The organism is Peteryoungia algae, from assembly GCF_030369675.1.
Classification (GTDB): domain Bacteria; phylum Pseudomonadota; class Alphaproteobacteria; order Rhizobiales; family Rhizobiaceae; genus Allorhizobium; species Allorhizobium algae.
Genome location: NZ_CP128477.1, coordinates 3,656,652 through 3,678,652 on the forward strand (window position 1 = coordinate 3,656,652; position 22,001 = coordinate 3,678,652).

Here is a 22,001-nt window from a genome sequence, read left to right on the forward strand (position 1 = left end):
CACGCCGACCCGTCAGTTGCTCTGCTGGGACTTGGGGTCGAGCTGGATCTGGACGCGCCGGCCGCAGCTATCGAGCTTGGCCTGGCCAGAATTCATCTGGACGGTGAGCTTGCAGCCGACGAAGACGTTTTGCCCTTCTGACAGCACCACGCGCTCGCCTTCGAGCACGAAGACCTGCTTCGTCATGTCGAAATAGCCCTTGTCGGCCGTCGCCTGCTGCGTTTCCGACTGCAGGAAGACCTTACCCGTCACATCGATCTTTTCGATGTCGGCATTGCCCTGTGTGACCGTTGTGCCTTCGCCGCGATAGAGAACCGTCATGGCGCCGGCCTGAAGGGTCGTTGTGCCCTGGACCACCTTAACATTGCCGGTGAAGAAAGCCTTCTTCTCCTGTTCGCGGATCTCGAGCGCATCGCTTTCGATCTGGATCGGCTGGTCGTTGGACAACTTCAGGCCATTCATCTGGCTATTCGTCGTCTGGGCCGAGGCGACCGCGGTCAGGCCGCTTGCCGAAACGAGGAGGAAGCCAGCGAGGGAAATCTTGGCGAAGGAGCGGTAAATCATGGCTGGGCGGCTTCCATTGACCGATTGCTGCGGATGGCGGACGGCTCGATATTCAACTTGACGGCGCCCGTGAAAATCATGGTTCGCCCCTTATCCTTCATCTCGAGCGAGTTCGCAACAATCGACGCGCCTTTGGTCTGGATCGCGACCGGGTCATTCGTCTTCATCGTGCCCCCGGCAATGTCGAGATTGGCGGAGCCGAACTGGGCATCGATGCCGCTGCTCAGGTTGAGCGTGAACGGCTTGTCGAGATTGAGCAGGTTGGCAGCCCGGTCGAAGATACCGCTCGTCGCCACGACGCGGGCAAGCACAGTGTCATTGACAGGCACTGCGGCCGCGATCGTCTCCAGCGTGATCATGTTGGGATTCTTTATATCCTGCAGGGCGCGTTCGGCCCGCAGTGAATACCGGACACCTTCGGAATTACGCCCGGCGATCGCCGGCTTTTCCATCACGACCTTGCCATCTTCGATCTTGGCGGATTCGATCTGCAATTCTTCCGGCATCAGGCTTCTGACGACCGAAACCGCCATGAATACGAGCGTGACCGCGAGCGCGACGACCGGCAGGATAACGCGCAGCCTTTTGACCCGCCGGGAGTGGCTCATCGCCTTCCGGTAGGCATCCGCACCTGCCCCGTGGCCGGTGGTCGGCAGGCCGTCATGAATCGATTGCAGCATTAACAGGAACCCGTTCTTCAAGGATGGCGACCGCAGCCGATCCATCGTATTGGTCGTTTCGCATGTCTTCCGGTTGTTGCCAATATGGATTGCCGCAACGCCGTTACAAGAAACATGCCAGTCGGACTGATGGAATGGCGATGCGGGGAAACGAAGGCGGACCCTATCACGATTTGGCATGTGATGCGCGTCATAGCTCTCGCAAAGCCGCGACTTTATGGTTAAGTTGTTCCTTGACTGAGCTTTTTCGCTTTGGCAACTTTGGCGACGTTCACGTCACAACAGAAAATGCAGGGGGTCCGCGTGATAAAGTCGGAATTGGTGCAGATCGTCGCGGCCCGTAATCCGCATCTCTATCATCGCGATGTCGAAAACATCGTAAATGCCGTCCTCGATGAGATCACCGATGCGCTTGCAGGTGGCAATCGCGTCGAACTGCGCGGCTTTGGAGCTTTCTCCGTCAAGAATCGGCCCTCGCGCTCCGGTCGCAATCCGCGCACGGGAGAAACCGTCTTCGTCGAAGAGAAGTGGGTGCCCTTTTTCAAGACCGGCAAGGAGTTGCGCGAGCGGCTCAATCCCGGCATGGGTGACGAAGGGGACGAATAACCGCTTTTCGCGTTGAAAATTCCGCGTCTGTCCTTAACTTGAGCCAAATGGGGTGCCTTGATGCACCCTGGACAGAACAGGGAGTTTCGAGATGATCCGGAAAATCGTAGGCCTCGTGGTGTTCGTTCCGTTCGGCATACTCCTCATCGTTCTGGCGGTCGCGAACCGCGCGCCGGTCAGGCTGGCATTCAATCCCTTCGATCCGGCTGATCAGGCTTTGTCGGCCTCCGCGCCGCTCTTTGTGCTTCTCATTCTCGCCGTCATGCTGGGCGTGCTTCTGGGCGCCATCGTCACCTGGTTCACCCAGGGCAAGCATCGCAAGAAGGCCCGCAGCCAGTCACGCATGGCACAGCAGTGGCAGGCCGAAGCTGACCGGCAGAAGACCCGCGCCGAAGAAATCGCCGGCGCGACCCTTCCGCAGCTCAGCGCCAAGTAAGGCCAGGGCCGGCGAATTCGCGGCAAATCTCCTTTCCGCGCCGGGCCGGCAATGCTAAGGGCTGGCCGAGACGTAAAAGAGCCACGGATAACAGACGTGAAGAACAAGGAACGTCGCCCCGGCGCCAAGCCATTCCCGGGAGCGAAGGCAAAGGGCAGTGGTGAGACGCGGCCGGCAGCGGCAAAGCCTTATGCATCGAAGGGCAGGGATGAGCGACAGGCCCGTCCTCCGCGCCGCGATGCCGAGGCAGTAAGGCCGAAGCCCCCGGCGCAATCCCCTGATACGGCGGCGGAGCCCGCCCGCGCCTTGGTGGTCCGCACCGGTGACCGTCCGGCCGAGCGCGTGCCCTTGATCCTCGAATCGACAGGCGCTGGCGATTTCCACCTGATCGACAGCGGCGATGGCCTCAAGCTCGAGCAATACGGCCCCTATCGGATCGTGCGCCCGGAAGCCCAGGCGCTGTGGCCCAAGGCCCTGCCCACCCATGTCTGGGACAAGGCCGACGCCGTCTTCACCGGCGATACCGACGAAGATGGCATGGGCCGCTGGCGCTTCCAGCGTGAGGCGCTCGGCGAAACCTGGCCGCTTTCCCTGCTCGGCGTCGATTTTCATGGCCGCTTCACCGCATTTCGTCATGTCGGCGTCTTCCCCGAGCAGATCGCCCACTGGAGCTGGATGAAGCAGAAGATCGAGACATCGGATAGGCCGCTGAAGGTCTTGAACCTGTTCGGTTATACCGGGGTCGCTTCGCTCGTTGCCGCCGCCGCCGGCGCCGAAGTCACCCATGTCGATGCCTCCAAGAAGGCGATCGGCTGGGCCCGCGAAAACCAGTCGCTGAGCCGCCTCGACAAGGCGCCGATCCGCTGGATCTGCGAAGACGCAATGAAGTTCATCCTGCGCGAGGAACGCCGCGGCCATCGCTACGACATCATCCTCACCGACCCGCCAAAATTCGGCCGTGGCCCAAACGGTGAAGTCTGGCAGCTTTTCGACCATCTGCCGCTGATGCTCGATATCTGCCGCGAACTGCTGGCGCCCAAGGCCGTCGGTCTTGTTCTGACGGCCTATTCGATCCGCGCGAGCTTTTATTCGATCCACGAACTGATGCGCGAAACCATGCGCGGCAAGGGTGGTCTGGTCGAGTCGGGCGAACTGGTCATCCGCGAGGCCGGCCTCGACGGAAAGACGCCGGGCCGCGCGCTCTCCACCTCTCTCTTTAGCCGCTGGGTGCCGAAATGACCGACGATTATCGCCAGGACGACTCCCGCCGCGTCGGTCAGGTGAAGGAAGTCACCAGCCTCGCCAATCCGATCATCAAGGACATCAAGGCGCTCTCCCAGAAGAAGAGCCGCGACGAAAGCCGCACCTTCCTCGCCGAAGGCCTGAAGCTTGTCATCGATGCGCTCGATCGCGGCTGGGCCATCCGCACCCTCGTCTATGCCAAGGCCGGCAAGGGAAAGCCTCTGGTCGAGAAGGTTGCCGCGCGCACGGTCGCCGCCGGCGGCCTTGTATTGGAAGTCAGCGAAAAGGTCATGTCCTCGATCACGAGGCGCGACAACCCGCAAATGGTCGCCGCTGTCTTCGAACAGCGCTGGACGCCGCTCAAGGACATCCAGCCCAAGGGCTCGGAGACCTGGATCGCGCTTGACCGGGTTCGCGATCCCGGCAATCTCGGCACGATCATTCGCACGGCAGACGCTGCCGGCGCTTCGGGCGTCATCCTGGTTGGCGATTGCACCGATCCCTTCTCGATGGAAACCGTGCGCGCCACCATGGGCTCGATGTTCGCATTGCCGCTGGTCAAGACGACGCCGGCGGATTTCCTCAAGTGGAAGAAGTCGGTCGACGCCCGTCTCGTCGCCACGCATCTGGCCGGAGCCGTCGATTACCGCACCATCGATTATCGCTCCAAGCCGGTCATCCTGATGATGGGCAACGAACAGTCGGGTCTGCCGGATGACCTTGCCAAGGCCGCGGACAAGCTCGCCCGCATTCCCCAGGTCGGCATGGCCGACAGCCTCAATCTGGCAGTCGCGACCGGCGTCATGCTCTTCGAGGTCCGCCGCCACCTGCTCTCCCTTGACGGAGACAAGTGACGCATGTTTGCCGCCTTCAACCGGCCGCTGCCGGTCCTCAGCTTTATCGCTATCGCGCTGGTCCTCGATCAGGCCATCAAATATGCGGTGGAAGTCACTCTGCCGATGCACGAGCTGATCCCGGTTCTGCCCTTCTGGGCGCTTTACCGGACGCATAACCTCGGCGTCGCCTTCTCCATGCTGTCGCATCTCGACAGCTGGTTCATCATCGGCCTGCGCCTCGTTATCGTTGCTTTCGTGCTGTGGCTGTGGCGCAAGACGGGCCCGCAACAGCATTTCGCGCATCTCGGCTTCGCAATGATCATCGCCGGCGCGCTTGGCAATATCATCGACCGGCTGACCTATGGCTACGTGGTCGATTATATCCTTTTCTATACTCAGACCTGGTCCTTCGCGGTCTTCAACCTGGCCGACAGTTTCATCACCATCGGGGCAATTTGCATCGTGGTTGACGAGATCATTCAGCACCGGAAACCGAAGCCGCCCGAAGCCTGAGGGAGCACACACGTGTGCGAAGTTTTGTCACTTTCCTGTAGTAGTCTCGTGTTTAAAGGCGCGTGACTTCAACGCTGGATAGATCCGATGAGCGTGGAACTGATCGAACGAGACCTTCACCTGGGCAACACGGCTGCGGCGTCGCTCGGGCAGCCATCATCCCGCGATATCCTCGGGCGCATTGGCAACCTTGAGACGCGCATTGCTCGCACCGATCGCGAGGTTGATGCCGCCCAGGCCGTGCGTTACCGCGTCTTCGTCGAGGAAATGAAGGCTCAGGTTTCCGTCGAAGATGCCCGTCGCGGCCGCGAGGTCGATAGCTGGGACAGCCTTTGCGATCATCTTCTGGTGCTCGACCGCTCGATCGACGGCGATAGCGAAGACCAGATCGTCGGCACCTACCGCCTGCTGCGCCATGAAGTGGCGATCGCCCATGGCGGCTTCTATTCCGGCTCCGAATTCGGCGTGAATGCGCTTGTCGCCCGCCATCCGGAAAAGCGCTTCATGGAGCTCGGCCGCTCCTGCGTGCTGCCGCAATATCGCACCAAGCGCACGGTCGAGCTGCTTTGGCAGGGCTGCTGGGCCTACGCCCTCCACCATCGCATCGATGCCATGTTCGGCTGCGGCTCCTTCCCCGGCGTGCAGCCGGAGGAGCATGCGCTCGCGCTGTCCTTCCTGCATCAGAACGCTGTCGCCAGGGGGGAATGGGCCGTGGACGCACTGCCCCATCTCTACCGTGAGATGGATCTGATGCCCTCAGAGGCCGTCAATGCCCGTCGCGCCCTGTTCGCCATGCCGCCGCTGATCAAGGGATATCTCCGCCTCGGCGCCATGGTCGGCAATGGAGCGGTGGTCGATCAGGCGTTCAACACGACCGATGTCCTGATCATTTTACCCATTGCCAGCATTTCCGGCCGCTACGTCAACTATTACGGCGCCGACGCCGGCCGCTTCGCGAGCGCCAGCTGACGATCGCTTCTTCTCCTTGGCGAGGAAATGAGAAGGGGGGGCAGAAAGGCCGAACGCCTGATGCTCTGTTCTGATCGATCACCGCGAAACAGCGCATCCGGCTGATCGCACCTGGCCAACACCCAGTCGGCAGTCACACGGCGCCACCTCAGCCTTCGCCACCCGCATCGGCACCTCTGCCACCATCGGCAGATCTGCAAGCTCTTTCAGGTTCATCGTCCGCACGGCCGGGTGCCCCGTGGGGTCATGCCGCCAGTCGCGCGCTGCTTCTGATTCGGGTTCGCGCAGTCTCCAGAAAAACTTGAACATGGCTCAAACCTCATGCGCTCCGCGAGAGCAATTCCAGCATTGCATTGAGACTATGTTCGACCTCTGGCCTCCAATATTCAATTGAGTTTTCCCGTGTCCGGCTATAGTTTTCCTGCATGAAGAGCCTCAACCAGGTCCATCTGAACGGCCTGCGTGCCGTCGAAGCCGTCGCCCGCCTCGGCTCACTGCAGACGGCGGCAGAAGAATTGGGCGTATCGATCGGTGCCGTGAGCCAGCAGGTGATCAAGACCGAACAGCAGCTCGGCCGCACGCTCTTCGAACGCACCAGTCGTGGCATGGTCCCGGTGGAGACGGCGGCTGAAATCCTGGCCCGCCTGAGCGATGGTATTCGTCATCTCTCCAGCGCCGTGGCGCTTGCCAAGCGCAGCGACGACAGCCTGCTGACCATCTCTGTTGCCCCCGTCTTCGCGGCCCGCTGGCTTGTGCACCGCATTGCAGACTTTTCCGAACGTTTCCCGCAAATCAGCCTGCGCATCGATGCCAATGACCGGTTGACCGACGCCAGCCAGACGGATCTGGATCTGAGGATCCGCGTCGGGCGCGGTCACTGGCCGGGTTTCCGGACGGAACTGATCCTGGAGCAGCAGGTGGCGCCGCTCTGCACGCCCGCCATGGCCGCCACGCTTGAGAAGCCCGCCGACATCCTGACCCTGCCCAAAATCATTGATGGCCGCGCCATGTTCACCTGGGATGTCTGGCTTGCCGCCGCAGGCCTTCCGGGCGCCGAGATCAAGGCGCGCCACACCTTCAGCGAGGCTTCGCTGTGTCTCGATGCCGCGATTGCAGGGCAGGGGGTGATGCTCGCCTGGCAGACACTCGCCTCGCATCAGCTGCAACACGGCCAGCTGGTCGCGCCCTTCGGCCCCTCGGTGAAGACCGGGTTCGGCCACTACTTCGTGACCGCCGAAAACGCGAGGCGCTCCGACAAGGTGGAGAAGTTCAAGCGCTGGCTGAAGCGCGAGATCGAAGACGACATGGAGCGGCTCGCAAGAGCCGCCCCCGTATTCGCCCAGGCGTTCGCGCCTTGATCAAACCGCTGCGTTATAGGCCGCAATCGCCGCCATATTGACGATGTCGCTGTCCTTGGAGCCCATCTGGGCGATCTGAACCGACTTTTCGAGCCCGATCAAGAGCGGTCCCATCACCGTCAGCCCGCCCAGTTCCTGCAGCATCTTCGTCGAGATTGCCGCCGAATGGATCGCCGGCATGACCAGAACATTCGCCGTGCCCGAGAGGCGGCAGAACGGATACTGCTCCATCCGATGGCTGTTGAGCGCGATGTCTGCACCCATCTCGCCGTCATATTCGAAGGAAACCCCACGCCGGTCGAGGATCTTGACGGCTTCGCGCACCCGCTCGGAGCGCTCGCCGGTCGGGTGACCGAAGGTCGAATAGGCCAGCAGCGCCACGCGCGGCTCCAGCCCCAGCCGATGCGCCACGCCGGCCGCTTCTTCGGCGATGTCGGCCAATTCATCAGCCGTCGGCATGTCGTGCACGGAGGTGTCTGCAACCACAATCGTGCGGCCACGGGCAAGCGCCAGCGACACCCCGATCACCCGGTGTCCGGGAGCCGTGTCGATGCAGCGGCGAACATCTTCGAGCGCGGTCGAATAATTGCGCGTCGTGCCTGTCACCATGGCATCCGCATCTCCCAGCGCCACCATGCAGGCAGCGAAATGGTTGCGATCGGTGTTGATCAGACGCTGCGCATCGCGATGCAGGTAGCCCTTTCGCTGCAGGCGGGCATAGAGATATTCGGTATAGGCCTCGACGCGGGTCGACATGCGGGCGTTGATCACCTCGATGCCGGGGCGATCGAGATCGATGCCGGCACGTTCGGCGGTCGCCTTCAGCGGTTCGTCGCGGCCGAGCAGGATCGCCGTGCCGAGCCCGAGATTGACGAAGGAAATCGCCGCGCGCATCACCTGCTCCTCTTCGCCCTCGGCAAAGACGACGCGTTTGGGGTGGCTGCGCACATGCTCGAAGATCCGCTGTGTCGCCGCTGCAATCGGGTCGCGCCGGGCCGATAGTTCGTGCGCATAGGCGCCGAGATCGTCAATTTCCTTGCGCGCAACACCGCTTTCCATCGCGGCTCTTGCGACGGCCACCGGAATGGCCGAGATCAGGCGTGGATCGAAAGGAACGGGAATGATGTATTGCGGTCCGAAACGCGGACGTTCGCCCTGATAGGCGGCCGCCACATCGTCAGGAACATCTTCGCGCGCCAGATCTGCAAGCGCCCTGACCGCCGCGATCTTCATCGCGTCATTGATCTGGCTGGCGCGCACGTCGAGCGCACCGCGGAAGATATAGGGAAAGCCCAGAACATTGTTGACCTGGTTCGGATAGTCCGAACGCCCGGTCGCCATGATCGCGTCGTTGCGGATTTCGGCGACTTCCTCAGGCGTGATTTCCGGGTCCGGATTGGCCATCGCGAAGATGATCGGGTTCGGCGCCATCGAGGCGATCATGTCGGATGCGAGCGCGCCCTTCTGCGACAGCCCGAACACGACGTCCGCGCCCACCATTGCCTCGCGCAGCGTCCGCCGGTCCGTCTTGACGGCATGGGCGGACTTCCACTGGTTCATGCCCTCGGTGCGGCCCTGGTAGATCACGCCCTTGGTGTCGCAGAGAATGATGTTCTCGCCGTTGAACCCCATCGCCTTGATCAGTTCGATACAGGCGATCGCAGCAGCCCCTGCGCCATTGCAGACGAGCTTCGTCGTCTTGAAGTCGCGCCCCGTCAGCTCCAGCGCATTGATCAGCCCTGCAGCCGCAATGATCGCGGTTCCATGCTGGTCGTCGTGAAAGACCGGGATATCCATCAGCTCGCGCAGCCGGCTTTCGATGATGAAGCAGTCCGGCGCCCTGATGTCTTCGAGGTTGATGCCGCCGAAGGAGGGGCCGAGGTAACGCACGCAGTTGATGAACTCGTCGACGTTTTCGGTGTCGACCTCAAGGTCGATCGAATCCACGTCGGCAAATCGCTTGAAGAGAACGGATTTGCCTTCCATGACCGGCTTCGAGGCCAGAGCCCCGAGATTGCCCAAGCCAAGGATCGCCGTGCCGTTCGAGATGACCGCGACCATGTTGCCGCGGGTCGTGTAATCGTAAGCCGTGGCCGGATCGGCGGCGATCGCTTTCACCGGAACGGCGACGCCGGGGGAATAGGCGAGCGACAGATCGCGCTGGGTCGCCATTGCCTTGGTCGGCGTAATCTCCAGCTTGCCTGGTCGCCCCTGGGAATGAAAGTCCAGCGCTTCCTGTTCCGTCACCGAGACTTTCGTTCGGCCGGTCTTGTTCTCGCTCGTCATACTTCCCCTCACCTTGTTGTGGGCAGCGGGCGTTCGCTGGTCCATCCTGGTTGTTTTTCCTCGCCTTAAGCCGTTAGTGTTGCACGACTTCCTTTTCAAGAAAACACCGAGCCCGTGACGCTATATCAAGCCACCCCGAGTGATGTCCTGAACGTCGCCGAGCTGACCTCGGAAGAGAGTCGCGCGACGGCCACGCCGATGATGGAGCAATTCATCGAGATCAAGGCCGCCAACCCCGGCAGCCTGCTCTTTTATCGGATGGGCGATTTCTACGAGCTTTTCTTCGAGGATGCGGTCGATGCGTCGCGCGCGCTCGGCATCACGCTGACGAAGCGCGGCCAGCATCTCGGCCAGGATATCCCCATGTGCGGCGTGCCGGTGCATGCGGCCGACGATTATCTGCAGAAGCTGATCTCGCTCGGATTCCGTGTCGCGGTCTGCGAGCAGATCGAAGACCCAGCAGAAGCCAAGAAGCGCGGTTCGAAATCTGTCGTGAAGCGCGACGTTGTCCGCCTCGTGACACCAGGCACGATTACCGAGGACAAGCTCCTCTCGCCCTTCGAATCGAATTATCTGATGGCGCTCGCCCGCATCCGCGGCGGCTCCGCACCCCAGCTGGCGCTCGCCTGGATCGACATCTCCACGGGCATCTTCCGTCTGGCCGAAACCACCGAGACCCGCCTGCTCGCCGATATCCTGCGCATCGAGCCGCGCGAACTGATCGTGCCCGATACGCTCTTCCACGACGAGGAGCTGAAGCCGGCCTTCGACGTGCTCGGTCGTGTCGTGGTGCCTCAGCCGGGCGTCCTCTTCGATAGCGCCAGCGCCGAGGGCCGCATCGCTCGCTATTTCGGCGTCGGAACGCTGGATGGCTTTGGTTCGTTTTCCCGCGCCGAGATCGCCGCTGCTGCAGCAGCCGTCGCCTATGTCGAAAAGACCCAGATTTCCGAACGCCCGCCGCTTGGGCTTCCCGAACGTCAAAACGCCGCCTCGACCCTTTTCATCGACCCGGCGACCCGCGCCAATCTCGAGCTGGTCAAGACACTCTCGGGAGAGCGCAACGGCTCGCTCCTCAAGGCGGTCGATCGAACCGTCACCGGCGGCGGTGCCCGCCTGCTCGCCGAGCGCCTGATGTCGCCGCTGACGGACCCGGAAGCGATTGCCGACCGTCAGGACTCCATCGCCCATCTTCTGGCTGATGGCCTGCTCGTTGATCGCCTGCGTGATGCCCTCAAGCGGGTGCCCGACATGCCGCGCGCGCTTTCGCGTCTCGCGCTCGATCGCGGTGGCCCGCGCGACCTCGGTTCGATTGTCGCCGGCCTTGCTGCCTCCGCCGAGGTTGGCCGCTTGCTTGATCCCCCGAGCCTGCCGAAGGAACTGTCCGAAGCGCTCGCCGATCTCGCCGCGCTCCCCGCCGATCTGGCGCCGAGCCTCTCATCAATGCTGGCCGACGAACTGCCGCTCCTGAAACGCGACGGCGGCTTCCTGCGCGATGGCGCGATATCAGAGCTCGACGAACTCAGGGCGCTACGCGACCAGTCCCGCCGCGTGATCGCCGGGCTGCAGCTGCAATATGCCGAGGAAACCGGCATCAAGTCGCTGAAGATCAAGCACAATAATGTTCTCGGATATTTTATCGAGGTCACTGCGGGGAATGCCGGCCCGATGACCGAGGGCGACGAGGCCAAGGCTCGCTTCATCCATCGCCAGACGATGGCGAATGCCATGCGCTTCACCACGACGGAACTCGCCGAGCTCGAAAGCCGCATCGCCAACGCTGCCGGCCAGGCGCTGTCGCTGGAGCTTGCGGCCTTCGAACGGATGGTGAGCCAGATCGTCGCTGCCGCCGAACCGATCAAGGCTGCCGCCCGCGCCCTCGCAGTGATTGATGTCGCTGCCGGCCTCGCGGCCCTTGCAGAAGAGCAGGGCTATTGCCGCCCGCTGGTCGATGATTCGAGAATGTTCGCCATCACCGCCGGTCGCCACCCGGTCGTCGAGCAGGCGCTCCGCCGCCAGGCCGCCAGCCCTTTCATCGCCAATGACTGCGATCTCTCGCCGCATGATACAAAAGGCCCCGGTGCCATCTGGCTGCTGACCGGCCCGAACATGGGCGGTAAGTCGACCTTCCTGCGCCAGAATGCGCTGATCGCCATCCTCGCCCAGATGGGCTCGTTCGTGCCCGCCGGTGCCGCCCATATCGGCGTGGTCGATCGGCTCTTCTCCCGCGTCGGCGCCTCGGATGATCTCGCCCGCGGCCGCTCCACCTTCATGGTCGAGATGGTTGAGACCGCAGCCATCCTCAATCAGGCAACGGACCGCTCGCTGGTCATCCTCGACGAGATTGGTCGCGGCACCGCCACTTTTGATGGCCTCTCCATCGCCTGGGCCGCCGTCGAGCATCTGCACGAGGCAAACCGCTGCCGCTCGCTCTTCGCCACCCACTTCCACGAACTGACGGCACTGTCGGAAAAGCTTGCCCGCATGTCGAACGTCACGATGCGGGTCAAGGAGTGGGATGGCGATGTCATTTTCCTGCATGAGGTCGGCCCCGGTTCCGCCGATCGCTCCTACGGCATCCAGGTTGCCCGCCTCGCCGGCCTTCCGGCCGCTGTGGTCTCGCGCGCCCGGGAAGTTCTGACCCGCCTGGAAGACAGTGACCGCAAGAACCCGGCCGCACAGTTGATCGATGACCTGCCGCTGTTCCAGGTCGCCGTCCGCCGCGAGGAGGTCCAGAAATCAGGCCCTTCCAAGGTGGAGGAGGCCCTCCGCTCGATTGATCTTGACGACCTCACGCCTCGCCAGGCGCTCGACGCGCTCTATGATCTCAAGAAACAACTTGGCAAGCCTTGACCGGTAGAGTGCCTGTCAATCGCGCCCGAAAAGGGCTATAGCGCCACCAATCCCGGCCGATTCCCGGGTCCCGAGAGATGATGCTGCCCCCCATGGCCAAAGCAGACCTTGCCTTCGACGATCTCCTAGACATCGACGCGCTGCGTGCGTCCTGCGAAGCGGTGACACGGAGCGGCTCCGGCAATCTGCTCGAGATCCGCTCGCGGCTCCTGCCCATCCTGAAGAAAGCCTCGGCGGATGCCCGTGAGCAGGCGCGCCTGAAGCTCTTCGAGGATGGCAGCGGCATGAACTGCGCCAACCGGATCTCATGGATCCAGGACCAGCTGATCTCGGTGATCTTCGAATTTGCCCGCACCCATGTTTATCCGCGGGGTGTCGAGGGCCTCTCTGTTGCCGCCGTCGGCGGTTACGGCCGCGGCACGCTGGCGCCCGGCTCCGACATTGACCTCCTCTTTCTCTTGCCTCCCAAGGCAGGGCAAGACATGCACAAGGCGGTCGAGTTCGTGCTCTACCTCTTGTGGGATGTCGGCTTCAAGGTCGGTCATGCCACTCGCACGGTCGAGGAGTGTATCCGCCTGTCCAAGTTGGACATGACCATCCGCACGGCCATCCTCGAAACCCGCCACATCTGCGGCGATGAGACGCTCGTCACCGAACTCCAGCATCGTTTCGATCAGGACGTCACGACCGGCACTGCGCCCGAATTCATAGCCGCCAAGCTCGCCGAACGCGACGAACGCCACCGCAAGGCCGGCGACAGCCGCTATCTCGTCGAGCCCAACGTCAAGGAGGGTAAGGGCGGCCTGCGGGATCTCCAGACCCTGTTCTGGATCGCGAAATACAATTATCACGTCCGCGATACCGGCAAACTGGTGCGCCTCGGCGTTCTCTCTCGCCACGAATGGCGCCTCTTCCAGAAGGCCGACGACTTCCTCTGGGCGGTTCGCTGCCACATGCATTACCTGACCGGAAAGCCGGAAGAGCGGCTCTATTTCGATATCCAGCCGGAAATCGCCAAAAGCCTCGGCTACCAGCCGCGTCCCGGTCTTTCCGCCGTCGAGCGCTTCATGAAGCACTACTTCCTGGTGGCCAAGGATGTCGGTGACCTGACCCGTATCTTCTCGGCGGCGCTGGAAGACCAACAGGCGAAAGCCGCGCCCGGCATCGGCGGCATGATTGGCCGCTTCGCCAACCGTCCGCGAAAGATCGCCGGCGCCAGCGAATTCATCGATGACCGCGGCCGCATCGCGCTTGCCGATCCTGGCGTCTTCAAGAATGATCCGATGTCGATCATGCGCCTTTTTCATGTCGCGGATCTGAACGGCCTCGAATTTCACCCCGATGCGCTGAAGGCGGTCACCCGGTCTCTCTCGCTGATCGACAACACCTTCCGCGAAAGCGAGGAAGCAAACCGCCTCTTCCTCTCAATCCTGACATCCCGCAGGGATCCCGGCTTCATCTTGCGCCGCATGAACGAGGCCGGCGTGCTCGGTCGCTTCATGCCGGAATTCGGCAAGATCGTCTCGATGATGCAGTTCAACATGTATCATCACTACACCGTCGACGAGCATCTCATCCGCACCGTCGAGGTGCTTTCCGAAATTGACAACGGCAGGGCGGAGGAAGTTCATCCGCTGGCCAACAAGATCATGCCGGAGATCGAGGATCGCCAGACGCTCTACGTCGCGATCCTGTTGCACGACATCGCCAAGGGCCGCCAGGAAGACCATTCCGTTGCCGGTGCCAAGGTCGCCCGCAAGCTCTGCCCGCGTCTCGGCCTCTCGCCCAAACAGACTGAAATGGTCGCCTGGCTGATCGACCAGCATCTGCTGATGTCCATGGTCGCCCAGACCCGCGACCTGCATGACCGCAAGACGATCACCGACTTTGCCGAAAAGGTACAGTCGCTCGATCGCCTGAAGATGCTGCTCGTGCTGACGGTCTGTGATATCAGAGCCGTCGGACCGGGTGTCTGGAACGGCTGGAAGGGCCAGCTCCTGCGCACGCTCTACTACGAGACCGAATTGTTGCTGTCCGGCGGCTTTTCCCAGGTCTCCCGCAAGGAGCGCGCCAAACATGCTGCCGAGCAGCTTTCGAAGGCGCTCGAAGGCTGGAGCCAGAAGGACCAGCGCACCTACACCAAGCTGCATTACGAGCCCTACCTGCTTTCCGTCGATCTCGAAGACCAGGTGCGTCACGCCCATTTCATCCGCCAGACGGACAAGTCCGGCCAGGCACTCGCCACCATGGTGCGCACCCACCAGTTCCACGCGATCACCGAGATCACGGTGCTGTCGCCCGACCATCCGCGCCTGCTGTCGATCATCGCCGGTGCCTGTGCCGCTGCCGGCGCCAACATCGCCGACGCCCAGATTTTCACCACGTCGGATGGCCGCGCGCTGGACACGATCCTGATCAATCGCGAATTCCCGATCGACGAGGACGAAACCCGCCGCGCCGCCACCATTGGCAAGATGATCGAGGACGTGCTGTCTGGCCGCAAGCGCCTGCCCGAAGTCATCGCCACGCGCTCCAAGGGCAAGAAGAAGAACAAGACCTTCCCGGTCCAGCCGGATGTGCGTCTCTCCAATGCGCTCTCCAACAAGTTCACGGTCATCGAAGTCGAGTGCCTCGATCGCATCGGCCTTCTTGCCGAGATCACCGCTGTCCTCTCCGACCTCTCGCTCGACATCCACTCGGCCCGCATCACCACCTTCGGCGAAAAGGTCATCGACACCTTCTACGTGACTGACCTCGTCGGCCAGAAGGTCACCAATGAGAACCGCCAGGCGAATATCGGCAACCGGCTGAAATCCGTCATGGTCGACCAGCCGGACGAACTTCGGGACAACATGCCCTCAGGCATCATCGCGCAGCCCCAACGGGCGACGCCGTCGCCGAAAAAGGCGCGGGCCTGAGGAATGAGCCTGGTCAAGAAATTCATGACCGTTGGTGGCGCGACGCTCGGCAGCCGCATCTTCGGCTTTGCGCGCGAAACCCTGATGGCCGCAGCCCTCGGCACAGGACCGGTCGCAGACGTCTTCTATGCAGCCTTTCGCTTCCCCAATCTCTTCCGCCGTCTCTTTGCCGAAGGTGCCTTCAACGCTGCCTTCGTGCCGCTCTTCGCCAAGGAGATCGAGGCGAACGGCACCGATGGCGCCAGGCGTTTTTCCGAGGAAGTCTTCGGCGTCCTCTTTTCCGTCCTGCTGATCCTTACCATCGGAATGCAGCTTTCCATGCCGCTGCTTGTCCAGTGGGTCATTGCCCCGGGCTTCGCCGATGATCCGGAAAAGTTCGACCTGACGGTTCGCCTGGCGATCGTCATGTTCCCCTATCTGATGTGCATGTCCCTGACGGCCATGCTGAGCGGCATGCTGAATTCGCTGCACCACTTCTTTGCGGCTGCCATCGCCCCTGTTTTCCTCAATGTCCTGATGATCGGGGCGCTCGGATGGGCGCTCTGGACCGGTGCCGATCCCGCCACGACAGCCTGGGCGCTCTCGTGGTCCGTGCTCGGGGCGGGTCTCCTGCAGATGGCCGTCGTCTACATCGGCGTGCGCCGTGCCGGCATCCGGATCGGCTTCAAGCGTCCGCGCTTCACCCCCAATGTGAAGCGCCTGCTGGTGCTGGCCGTCCCGGCTGCCGTCACCGGTGGCATCACGCAGATCAATCAGCTGATTGGCCAGGCCATCGCCTCGACGAAAGAGGGGGCGATTTCGGCTCTGCAATATGCCGATCGCATCTACCAGTTGCCTCTCGGCGTTGTTGGCGTAGCAGTCGCCGTCGTGCTCCTGCCGGAACTTGCGCGCGCGCTGAAGGGTGGGCACATGAAGGAGGCCGGCACCCTTCAGAACCGATCGATCGAATTCGTCCTCTTCCTCACGCTCCCCGCCGCCGCCGCTATCTGGGTTCTCTCCGACGAGATCATCCGCGTGCTCTACGAGCGCGGCGCCTTCAGTGAACAGAACACCGCTGTCGTTGCCTCGATCCTTGCTATCTACGGCATCGGTCTGCCCGGCTTCGTGCTGATCAAGGCGCTTCAGCCGGGATATTACGCCCGCGAAGACACCAAGACCCCGATGCGCTTCACCATGGTTTCGGTCGCGCTCAACACGGGCCTTGCCGTGACACTCTTCCCGATCTTCGAGGAAAGCGGCATTGCGATCGCCGAAGCCGCAGCTGGATGGACAAACACCGTCTTGCTGTTTTCGGTCCTGCTCTGGCGCGGCCATCTCGTCTTCGAATGGTCGCTCGTCACCCGCACCGTGCGCCTGATGATCGCGTCCGCGATCATGGCCGCCCTGCTCGTCTACCTGTCCGATCGCTGGTCGTCCTGGCTGTCGCCGGAAAGCCCGCTCTTTGATCAGGTTCTGGCTCTGGGTGCGCTGGTGGTCGTCGCCATGCCCGTCTATTTCGGCATTGCCTTCCTCATCGGCGGTGCCGATATCGGCATGATCCGCCGCAATCTGAAGCGCAGGAAGAAGGCCGCCGACGAGGCCGAAACGACCCCGTCCGCGCCTGATCAGCAATAGGTCCAGGTCCGCTTCGGGCCGATGTCGACATGCACGATGCCGTTGCAGTAGCGTCCGATCCCGCCGATGCCGGGTGCTGTTCGCGCGGCTGCGACGATCTTCTTCTCGGAAACGCCGGGCACACGGATGTCGGCGGCAAAACAGTGGCTGTGCTGGGACCGACCCGAGCGAGGACGGTGGCCGGAGGTGACGACCGGCTTCTTGCCGGTTTTCTTGGCGATATGGGCGAGAATGCCCTTCAGCTCGTCCGGAAAACAGTTGGCTTTGACGCTGACACGCTGCAGCGTATAGGCAACGGCCGTGTCATGCTTCATGAAAAAATGGCGCTTCTTCTTTTCCACGGCCTCGACGGGGGAGAGGAGACCGAGCGAAAGAACGCAGCCGAGCGCGACGCGAAACAAAGTGCGCATGAGTGACCTTCTGGAATGAGTTTGTTGTTTTCAGCGATCCAGATCGCTTGCGGCAGTTTTCTATTCCTGAAAATGTGGCAAATTTGGTGCGCTTTGCTCGGATTGACGTTTTCGCCTGTTTTTTAGGCTGCCCGCGGGGCCCTTGGCGCCTCGCGAAATCATTCTCTAACCCCCTCGAATCAGGGAGGAAATTTGCCCATGCGTGATTTTTTGAGCCCGAGCGTCACAAAGCGGACCGGAGGGTGTGATCTATGACCACGAACAGTCTCTTTCTCGTCAGTCTGCTGGTCGACGGCTACGACCGCGCGAAGGCCTTTTATTGCGAGGCTCTTGGCTTCGATTGCGTGGAGGACAAGGTAATGCCGGATGGCAAGCGCTGGCTGGTGGTCCGTCCCAAGGGTGGAGAAGGTGCCGCCATCCTGCTTGCCGAGGCGGCAGACGAGACCCAGCGGGCGGCGATCGGCAACCAGACCGGCGGCCGCGTCGGTTTCTTCCTGCGAACGGATGACTTTGCCCGTGACCATGCGCGTTTCCGTGACGCGGGTGTGCTCTTCCGGGAAGCCCCGCGCCACGAGCCCTATGGCACCGTCGCGGTGTTTCAGGACCTCTATGGCAACCTGTGGGATCTGATCGAACCGGCGAAGGTCTGAGCGCTAAGCGCCATGGAAGTGAGCGCTTGATTGCACAGCCTCTGCCGTGCATAAGCCGTGATCGACACGCGATCGCAAGATCGGGCCCTCCACCAGCCTGTTGAGGACAATCATGGGTGAGTTCAAGCCGCTGGTATTCTCCGGCGTTCAGCCGACCGGCAATCTCCATCTCGGAAACTATCTCGGTGCGATCCGCAAGTTCGTCGCACTGCAGGAAAACAACGACTGCATCTATTGCGTGGTTGATCTGCATGCGCTGACGGCTCAGCTCGTCCACGAGGACATGCAGACCCAGATCCGCTCGATCACTGCCGCCTTCCTTGCCGCGGGCATCGACCCGAAGAAGCACATCGTCTTCAACCAGTCCCAGGTCCCGCAGCATGCGGAACTGGCCTGGATCTTCAACTGTGTCGCCCGCCTCGGCTGGATGAACCGCATGACCCAGTTCAAGGACAAGGCCGGCAAGGATCGCGAGCAGGCCTCGCTCGGCCTCTACGCCTATCCCAGCCTGATGGCCGCCGACATTCTCGTCTACCGCGCCACCCATGTGCCGGTTGGCGATGACCAGAAGCAGCATCTGGAGCTTGCCCGCGACATCGCCATGAAGTTCAACCTGGACTTCCATGACAAGATCGTTCCCACCGGCCTCGGCATCGACATCAAGGTCGGTGAAGAGCCGGTTCACGCCTATTTCCCCATGGTCGAGCCGTTGATCGATGGCCCCGCGCCGCGCGTCATGAGCCTGAAGGACGGCACCAAGAAGATGTCGAAGTCGGACCCGTCCGACCTGTCGCGCATCAATCTGATGGACGACCAGGATGCGATCTCGAAGAAGATCCGCAGGGCCAAGACCGATCCGGATGCATTGCCAAGCGAAGTCGACGGTCTGAAGGGCCGCCCCGAGGCCGACAATCTCGTCGGCATCTATGCGGCACTCGCCGACAAGTCGAAGGCCGACGTGCTCTCCGAATTCGGCGGCCAGCAGTTCTCGGTCTTCAAGCCGGCTCTGGTCGATCTCGCGGTCGAGGTTCTGGCCCCGATCAACGCGGAGATGCGTCGCCTCATGGAAGACCCCGGTCACATCGATGCGGTCCTCCGGGATGGCGGTGAACGTGCGCGTACCCGTGCCGAAAAGACCATGAACGAAGTCCGCGACATCATCGGATTCGTGCGATAAGGTCTTGGTCGCTGGCGGGTCCGCCCGGAGCCCGCCTGCGCCACATGATATCTTTCCGGCGGCGGGGTCATCAATGGTTTCAACGCGTCTGTCACGTCTTGAAGGTCATCGCCGCAAGTTCATGGCGGTCATCGACAACACTCCGGAATGCTCGCGAGCGGTCCATTATGCCGGCCGCCGCGCGAAGAATTCCAATGGCGGACTGGTGCTGATCTACGTGATCCCGGAAGGTGACTTCCAGCAATGGCTGGGCGTCGAGGAGATCATGCGGGCCGAGGCCCGGGAAGAGGCCGAGGCGGTCATGGCCAAGGCAGCCCAGACGGTGCGCGATACGATCGGCATCGAGCCTGAGCTCGTCATCCGTGAGGGAAGCGCCTATCCCGAGATCAACGGCCTGATCGAGGAAGACAGAGACATCGCGATTCTGGTCCTGGCCGCAGGCTCGACCAAGGAAGGTCCCGGCCCGCTGGTCTCGATGATCGCCGGACGCGGCGCTGCCTTCCCGATCCCGGTCACGGTCCTGCCGGATTCGCTGACGGATGAGGAAATTGACGCGCTCTGCTGATGTCGACTTCCTGACGATCGTGTCTTGAAGATGCGGCCCGCAAGGTCTATTTTGGAAATATTCTAATCTTTAGTGGTGCCCTCACCGCACCGGAGGCCATAATGTTCATCCAGACCGAAGCCACGCCGAACCCGGCGACCCTGAAATTCCTGCCCGGCAAGGTGGTGATGCAGACCGGCACGGCCGAATTCCGCGACGCCGATAGTGCGGCCGCGTCACCGCTCGCCTCGCGCATCTTCACGATCCCGGGCGTGACGGGCGTCTTCTTCGGCTATGATTTTGTCACCGTCTCCAAGGACGGCCCGGAATGGCAGCATCTGAAGCCGGCCATTCTCGGCACGATCATGGAGCATTTCATGAGCGGTGCCCCCGTCATGGGCACGGCCTCGACGTCCGCGCAAGTGGACAGCGACGAGGAGTTCTTCGATGCGGGTGACGAAACGATCGTTGCGACCATCAAGGAACTGCTGGAAACCCGCGTTCGTCCCGCCGTCGCTCAGGATGGCGGCGACATCACCTTCCGCGGCTTCAAGGACGGCAAGGTCTTCCTCAACATGAAGGGCTCTTGCGCCGGCTGCCCGTCCTCAACCGCGACCCTGAAGCACGGCGTGCAGAACCTGCTCCGCCACTTCGTGCCCGAGGTGCAGGAAGTCGAAGCGGTCTGATTGGACCGGACTGGAGACAACATGATCGTTCTTGCGATCGATACGGCGGGTGTGGACTGCGCAGCCGCCGTTTTTGAGTCCGAAACGGGCAAGATGCTCGGCCGCGTCAGCGAAACCATCGGGCGTGGCCATGCCGAACGCTTGATGGCCATGATCGATGATGCCCTGGCCGAAGCGAAGCTCACGCTGACCGATGTCGAGCGTATCGGGGTGACAGTCGGTCCCGGATCCTTCACCGGCATCCGCGTCGGTGTCGCCGCCGCCCGCGGGCTGGCTCTGGCACTCGGCGTGGAATGTGTCGGCGTATCGACGCTGGAAGTCCTGGCCCGGACCGCATCCGGTTCCGAAAAACCCGTGCTGGCCGCGATCAACGCCCATCGCGATCAGGTCTATGCCCAGGGCTTCGAGCGTGATGTGCCGCAGGGCGAACCGCTGTTGCTCGAGCTCGACGATTATCTCGCCCGCGCGACTGCGCCCGGCATCGTGCTGGTCGGCTCGGCATCGGCCCTGGTGGAAGACCAGGAGGCTGAAACCGCTCCCGATCATTATCCGATCGATCTCGTTGCGCGCATCTCAGCAACTGCGAAAGCCCAGGGCAAGCCGAGGCCGCTCTATCTGCGCGGACCGGATGCGAAACCGCAAACCGGGTTTGCCGTATCGAGAGCCTGACATGCGCGACAGCCTGTTCTACCGCCAGCCCGAGTTCGAAATCGTCCCCATGACCTCCGAACACTGCCGCGCGGTGGCCGGGCTGCATGCCGAGCGCTTCCCCCGCGCCTGGGGCGATGGCGAATTCCTCAGCCTGCTTTACCAGCCCAATACCTTCGGCTTTGCCGCCTGGCAGACAAACACTCTCTTCTTCAAGGCGCCGCTATCGGGCTTTGTGCTCGCACGCGAAGTGGCCGGCGAGGCCGAGATCCTGACGATCGCCGTCAGCGACAAGGTCGCCCGCTTCGGCCTCGGCTGGCGGCTCATGCAGGCGGCGATGCGCGAGGCGAAGTTGAGGGGGGGCGAATCCATGTTCCTCGAAGTCGACGACGGCAACCAGGCGGCCCTCGGCCTCTACCGCAAGCTCGGCTTCGAGAAGGCTGGCGAACGGCCGGCCTACTATATGAATGAAAACGGCCGCCGGTCCTCCGCGCTTGTCATGCGCCGCGATCTTCGCTAACCGGTCGGTTGGACGAACCGACCATCTGCAGATAAGCTGACACCATGAATGACGCCCTGAAATCTTTGGAAACGCTGTGTGCCGAACGGGGCATGCGCATGACCGAGCAGCGCCGCGTCATTGCCCGCATCCTCGAGGAATCCGACGATCACCCCGACGTCGAGGAACTCTATCGCCGCTCGTCCAGGATCGACGCCAAGATTTCGATTTCGACAGTCTATCGCACGGTCAAGCTCTTCGAGGACGCCGGCATCATCGAGCGTCATGATTTTCGCGACGGCCGCTCGCGCTACGAGACCGTGCCTGAAGAGCACCACGACCACCTGATTGATTTGAAGACGGGCACCGTGGTCGAATTCCATTCGCCGGAAATCGAAGCCTTGCAGGAGCGCATCGCCCGCGAACACGGCTTCCGCCTCGTCGGCCATCGCCTGGAGCTCTATGGCATACCGCTGTCGAAGGACGAGAAGTGAGCCGATGACCACCACGCCTGC

Annotated in this window: 22 protein-coding genes; 17 read left to right on the forward strand and 5 right to left on the reverse strand. The window is 62.3% G+C overall.

The window, feature by feature from the left end; genetic code table 11:
* Positions 1-12: 12 nt before the first annotated feature.
* Together QTL56_RS17335 and QTL56_RS17340 are read right to left on the reverse strand one after the other, a co-directional pair.
* Positions 13-564, reverse strand: coding sequence for an LptA/OstA family protein (locus QTL56_RS17335; RefSeq protein WP_229573462.1), 552 nt, complete (start codon positions 562-564; stop codon positions 13-15).
* Positions 561-1,244: an LPS export ABC transporter periplasmic protein LptC gene (locus QTL56_RS17340; RefSeq protein ID WP_245134410.1), complete on the reverse strand. Its 684-nt coding sequence runs from the start codon at positions 1,242-1,244 to the stop codon at positions 561-563. The genes QTL56_RS17335 and QTL56_RS17340 overlap by 4 nt, the downstream gene beginning before the upstream one ends.
* Positions 1,245-1,547: 303 nt before the next feature.
* Between QTL56_RS17340 and QTL56_RS17345 the strand changes: the two genes are divergently transcribed.
* The 6 genes from QTL56_RS17345 to olsB all read left to right on the forward strand — a co-directional run bounded on the left by QTL56_RS17345 (position 1,548) and on the right by olsB (position 5,846).
* On the forward strand, positions 1,548-1,850 hold the full coding sequence (locus QTL56_RS17345) for an integration host factor subunit beta (RefSeq protein ID WP_229573460.1): 303 nt from the start codon (positions 1,548-1,550) through the stop codon (positions 1,848-1,850).
* Positions 1,851-1,941: 91 nt separating this feature from the next.
* A complete protein-coding gene (locus QTL56_RS17350) occupies positions 1,942-2,286 on the forward strand; it encodes a LapA family protein (RefSeq protein ID WP_229573459.1) in 345 nt (114 codons plus the stop codon).
* Positions 2,287-2,382: 96 nt separating this feature from the next.
* Positions 2,383-3,525, forward strand: coding sequence for a class I SAM-dependent methyltransferase (locus tag QTL56_RS17355; RefSeq protein ID WP_245134412.1), 1,143 nt, complete (start codon positions 2,383-2,385; stop codon positions 3,523-3,525).
* Entirely contained in the window at positions 3,522-4,382 is an 861-nt protein-coding gene (locus QTL56_RS17360) for a TrmH family RNA methyltransferase (RefSeq protein WP_245134428.1), read from the forward strand. Before QTL56_RS17355 ends, QTL56_RS17360 begins: the two co-directional genes overlap by 4 nt.
* A gap of 3 nt (positions 4,383-4,385) precedes the next feature.
* A complete protein-coding gene (gene lspA / locus QTL56_RS17365) occupies positions 4,386-4,877 on the forward strand; it encodes a signal peptidase II (RefSeq protein WP_245134430.1) in 492 nt (163 codons plus the stop codon).
* Positions 4,878-4,964: 87 nt separating this feature from the next.
* A complete protein-coding gene (gene olsB / locus QTL56_RS17370; protein ID WP_229573455.1) occupies positions 4,965-5,846 on the forward strand; it encodes a l-ornithine N(alpha)-acyltransferase in 882 nt (293 codons plus the stop codon).
* Positions 5,847-5,924: 78 nt separating this feature from the next.
* Here olsB and QTL56_RS17375 read toward each other — a convergent pair whose 3' ends face one another.
* Positions 5,925-6,155 carry a hypothetical protein gene (locus QTL56_RS17375; protein WP_245134432.1) on the reverse strand — a complete coding sequence of 77 codons (231 nt, stop codon included), beginning with the start codon at positions 6,153-6,155 and terminating at the stop codon, positions 5,925-5,927.
* Positions 6,156-6,271: 116 nt separating this feature from the next.
* Between QTL56_RS17375 and QTL56_RS17380 the strand changes: the two genes are divergently transcribed.
* Positions 6,272-7,204 (forward strand): LysR substrate-binding domain-containing protein, encoded by a 933-nt coding sequence (locus tag QTL56_RS17380; protein WP_245134433.1) that lies wholly within the window; start codon positions 6,272-6,274, stop codon positions 7,202-7,204.
* Here QTL56_RS17380 and QTL56_RS17385 read toward each other — a convergent pair whose 3' ends face one another.
* Positions 7,205-9,490 carry an NADP-dependent malic enzyme gene (locus QTL56_RS17385; RefSeq protein ID WP_229573452.1) on the reverse strand — a complete coding sequence of 762 codons (2,286 nt, stop codon included), beginning with the start codon at positions 9,488-9,490 and terminating at the stop codon, positions 7,205-7,207.
* Positions 9,491-9,688: 198 nt separating this feature from the next.
* Between QTL56_RS17385 and mutS the strand changes: the two genes are divergently transcribed.
* The 3 genes from mutS to murJ all read left to right on the forward strand — a co-directional run bounded on the left by mutS (position 9,689) and on the right by murJ (position 16,872).
* Entirely contained in the window at positions 9,689-12,340 is a 2,652-nt protein-coding gene (gene mutS, locus QTL56_RS17390; protein ID WP_245135479.1) for a DNA mismatch repair protein MutS, read from the forward strand.
* A gap of 92 nt (positions 12,341-12,432) precedes the next feature.
* Positions 12,433-15,258 carry a [protein-PII] uridylyltransferase gene (locus QTL56_RS17395; RefSeq protein WP_245134436.1) on the forward strand — a complete coding sequence of 942 codons (2,826 nt, stop codon included), beginning with the start codon at positions 12,433-12,435 and terminating at the stop codon, positions 15,256-15,258.
* 3 nt (positions 15,259-15,261) lie between these two features.
* Entirely contained in the window at positions 15,262-16,872 is a 1,611-nt protein-coding gene (gene murJ / locus QTL56_RS17400; protein ID WP_245134438.1) for a murein biosynthesis integral membrane protein MurJ, read from the forward strand.
* On the opposite strand, the gene QTL56_RS17405 is transcribed toward murJ, so the two are convergent.
* Positions 16,863-17,282 carry a YcbK family protein gene (locus QTL56_RS17405; RefSeq protein WP_229573449.1) on the reverse strand — a complete coding sequence of 140 codons (420 nt, stop codon included), beginning with the start codon at positions 17,280-17,282 and terminating at the stop codon, positions 16,863-16,865. The genes murJ and QTL56_RS17405 overlap by 10 nt on opposite strands.
* A gap of 251 nt (positions 17,283-17,533) precedes the next feature.
* Between QTL56_RS17405 and QTL56_RS17410 the strand changes: the two genes are divergently transcribed.
* From QTL56_RS17410 to QTL56_RS17440, 7 genes are all read left to right on the forward strand, one after another.
* Positions 17,534-17,932 (forward strand): VOC family protein, encoded by a 399-nt coding sequence (locus QTL56_RS17410; RefSeq protein ID WP_245134440.1) that lies wholly within the window; start codon positions 17,534-17,536, stop codon positions 17,930-17,932.
* 112 nt (positions 17,933-18,044) lie between these two features.
* Positions 18,045-19,109, forward strand: coding sequence for a tryptophan--tRNA ligase (gene trpS / locus QTL56_RS17415; RefSeq protein ID WP_245134442.1), 1,065 nt, complete (start codon positions 18,045-18,047; stop codon positions 19,107-19,109).
* Between the two features lie 73 nt (positions 19,110-19,182).
* Positions 19,183-19,674 (forward strand): universal stress protein, encoded by a 492-nt coding sequence (locus QTL56_RS17420; RefSeq protein WP_229573446.1) that lies wholly within the window; start codon positions 19,183-19,185, stop codon positions 19,672-19,674.
* Between the two features lie 101 nt (positions 19,675-19,775).
* Positions 19,776-20,339, forward strand: coding sequence for a NifU family protein (locus QTL56_RS17425; RefSeq protein WP_245134443.1), 564 nt, complete (start codon positions 19,776-19,778; stop codon positions 20,337-20,339).
* Between the two features lie 21 nt (positions 20,340-20,360).
* Positions 20,361-21,008, forward strand: a complete 648-nt coding sequence (tsaB, locus tag QTL56_RS17430) for a tRNA (adenosine(37)-N6)-threonylcarbamoyltransferase complex dimerization subunit type 1 TsaB (protein WP_245134445.1) — start codon at positions 20,361-20,363, stop codon at positions 21,006-21,008.
* Position 21,009: 1 nt separating this feature from the next.
* On the forward strand, positions 21,010-21,507 hold the full coding sequence (locus QTL56_RS17435; protein ID WP_229573443.1) for a GNAT family N-acetyltransferase: 498 nt from the start codon (positions 21,010-21,012) through the stop codon (positions 21,505-21,507).
* A gap of 44 nt (positions 21,508-21,551) precedes the next feature.
* On the forward strand, positions 21,552-21,980 hold the full coding sequence (locus QTL56_RS17440) for a Fur family transcriptional regulator (protein ID WP_229573442.1): 429 nt from the start codon (positions 21,552-21,554) through the stop codon (positions 21,978-21,980).
* Positions 21,981-22,001 lie beyond the last annotated feature (21 nt).

Coding starts and splice junctions, on each gene's coding strand:
- QTL56_RS17425 (WP_245134443.1), top strand. CDS start 19,776: ATGTTCATCCAGACCGAAGCCACGCCGAACCCGGCGACCCTGAAATTC.
- QTL56_RS17360 (WP_245134428.1), top strand. CDS start 3,522: ATGACCGACGATTATCGCCAGGACGACTCCCGCCGCGTCGGTCAGGTG.
- QTL56_RS17440 (WP_229573442.1), top strand. CDS start 21,552: ATGAATGACGCCCTGAAATCTTTGGAAACGCTGTGTGCCGAACGGGGC.
- QTL56_RS17375 (WP_245134432.1), bottom strand. CDS start 6,155: ATGTTCAAGTTTTTCTGGAGACTGCGCGAACCCGAATCAGAAGCAGCG.
- QTL56_RS17435 (WP_229573443.1), top strand. CDS start 21,010: ATGCGCGACAGCCTGTTCTACCGCCAGCCCGAGTTCGAAATCGTCCCC.
- mutS (WP_245135479.1), top strand. CDS start 9,689: ATGATGGAGCAATTCATCGAGATCAAGGCCGCCAACCCCGGCAGCCTG.
- QTL56_RS17385 (WP_229573452.1), bottom strand. CDS start 9,490: ATGACGAGCGAGAACAAGACCGGCCGAACGAAAGTCTCGGTGACGGAA.
- QTL56_RS17380 (WP_245134433.1), top strand. CDS start 6,272: ATGAAGAGCCTCAACCAGGTCCATCTGAACGGCCTGCGTGCCGTCGAA.
- QTL56_RS17405 (WP_229573449.1), bottom strand. CDS start 17,282: ATGCGCACTTTGTTTCGCGTCGCGCTCGGCTGCGTTCTTTCGCTCGGT.
- murJ (WP_245134438.1), top strand. CDS start 15,262: ATGAGCCTGGTCAAGAAATTCATGACCGTTGGTGGCGCGACGCTCGGC.
- QTL56_RS17395 (WP_245134436.1), top strand. CDS start 12,433: ATGGCCAAAGCAGACCTTGCCTTCGACGATCTCCTAGACATCGACGCG.
- QTL56_RS17340 (WP_245134410.1), bottom strand. CDS start 1,244: ATGCTGCAATCGATTCATGACGGCCTGCCGACCACCGGCCACGGGGCA.
- olsB (WP_229573455.1), top strand. CDS start 4,965: ATGAGCGTGGAACTGATCGAACGAGACCTTCACCTGGGCAACACGGCT.
- tsaB (WP_245134445.1), top strand. CDS start 20,361: ATGATCGTTCTTGCGATCGATACGGCGGGTGTGGACTGCGCAGCCGCC.
- trpS (WP_245134442.1), top strand. CDS start 18,045: ATGGGTGAGTTCAAGCCGCTGGTATTCTCCGGCGTTCAGCCGACCGGC.
- lspA (WP_245134430.1), top strand. CDS start 4,386: ATGTTTGCCGCCTTCAACCGGCCGCTGCCGGTCCTCAGCTTTATCGCT.
- QTL56_RS17350 (WP_229573459.1), top strand. CDS start 1,942: ATGATCCGGAAAATCGTAGGCCTCGTGGTGTTCGTTCCGTTCGGCATA.
- QTL56_RS17410 (WP_245134440.1), top strand. CDS start 17,534: ATGACCACGAACAGTCTCTTTCTCGTCAGTCTGCTGGTCGACGGCTAC.
- QTL56_RS17420 (WP_229573446.1), top strand. CDS start 19,183: ATGGTTTCAACGCGTCTGTCACGTCTTGAAGGTCATCGCCGCAAGTTC.
- QTL56_RS17335 (WP_229573462.1), bottom strand. CDS start 564: ATGATTTACCGCTCCTTCGCCAAGATTTCCCTCGCTGGCTTCCTCCTC.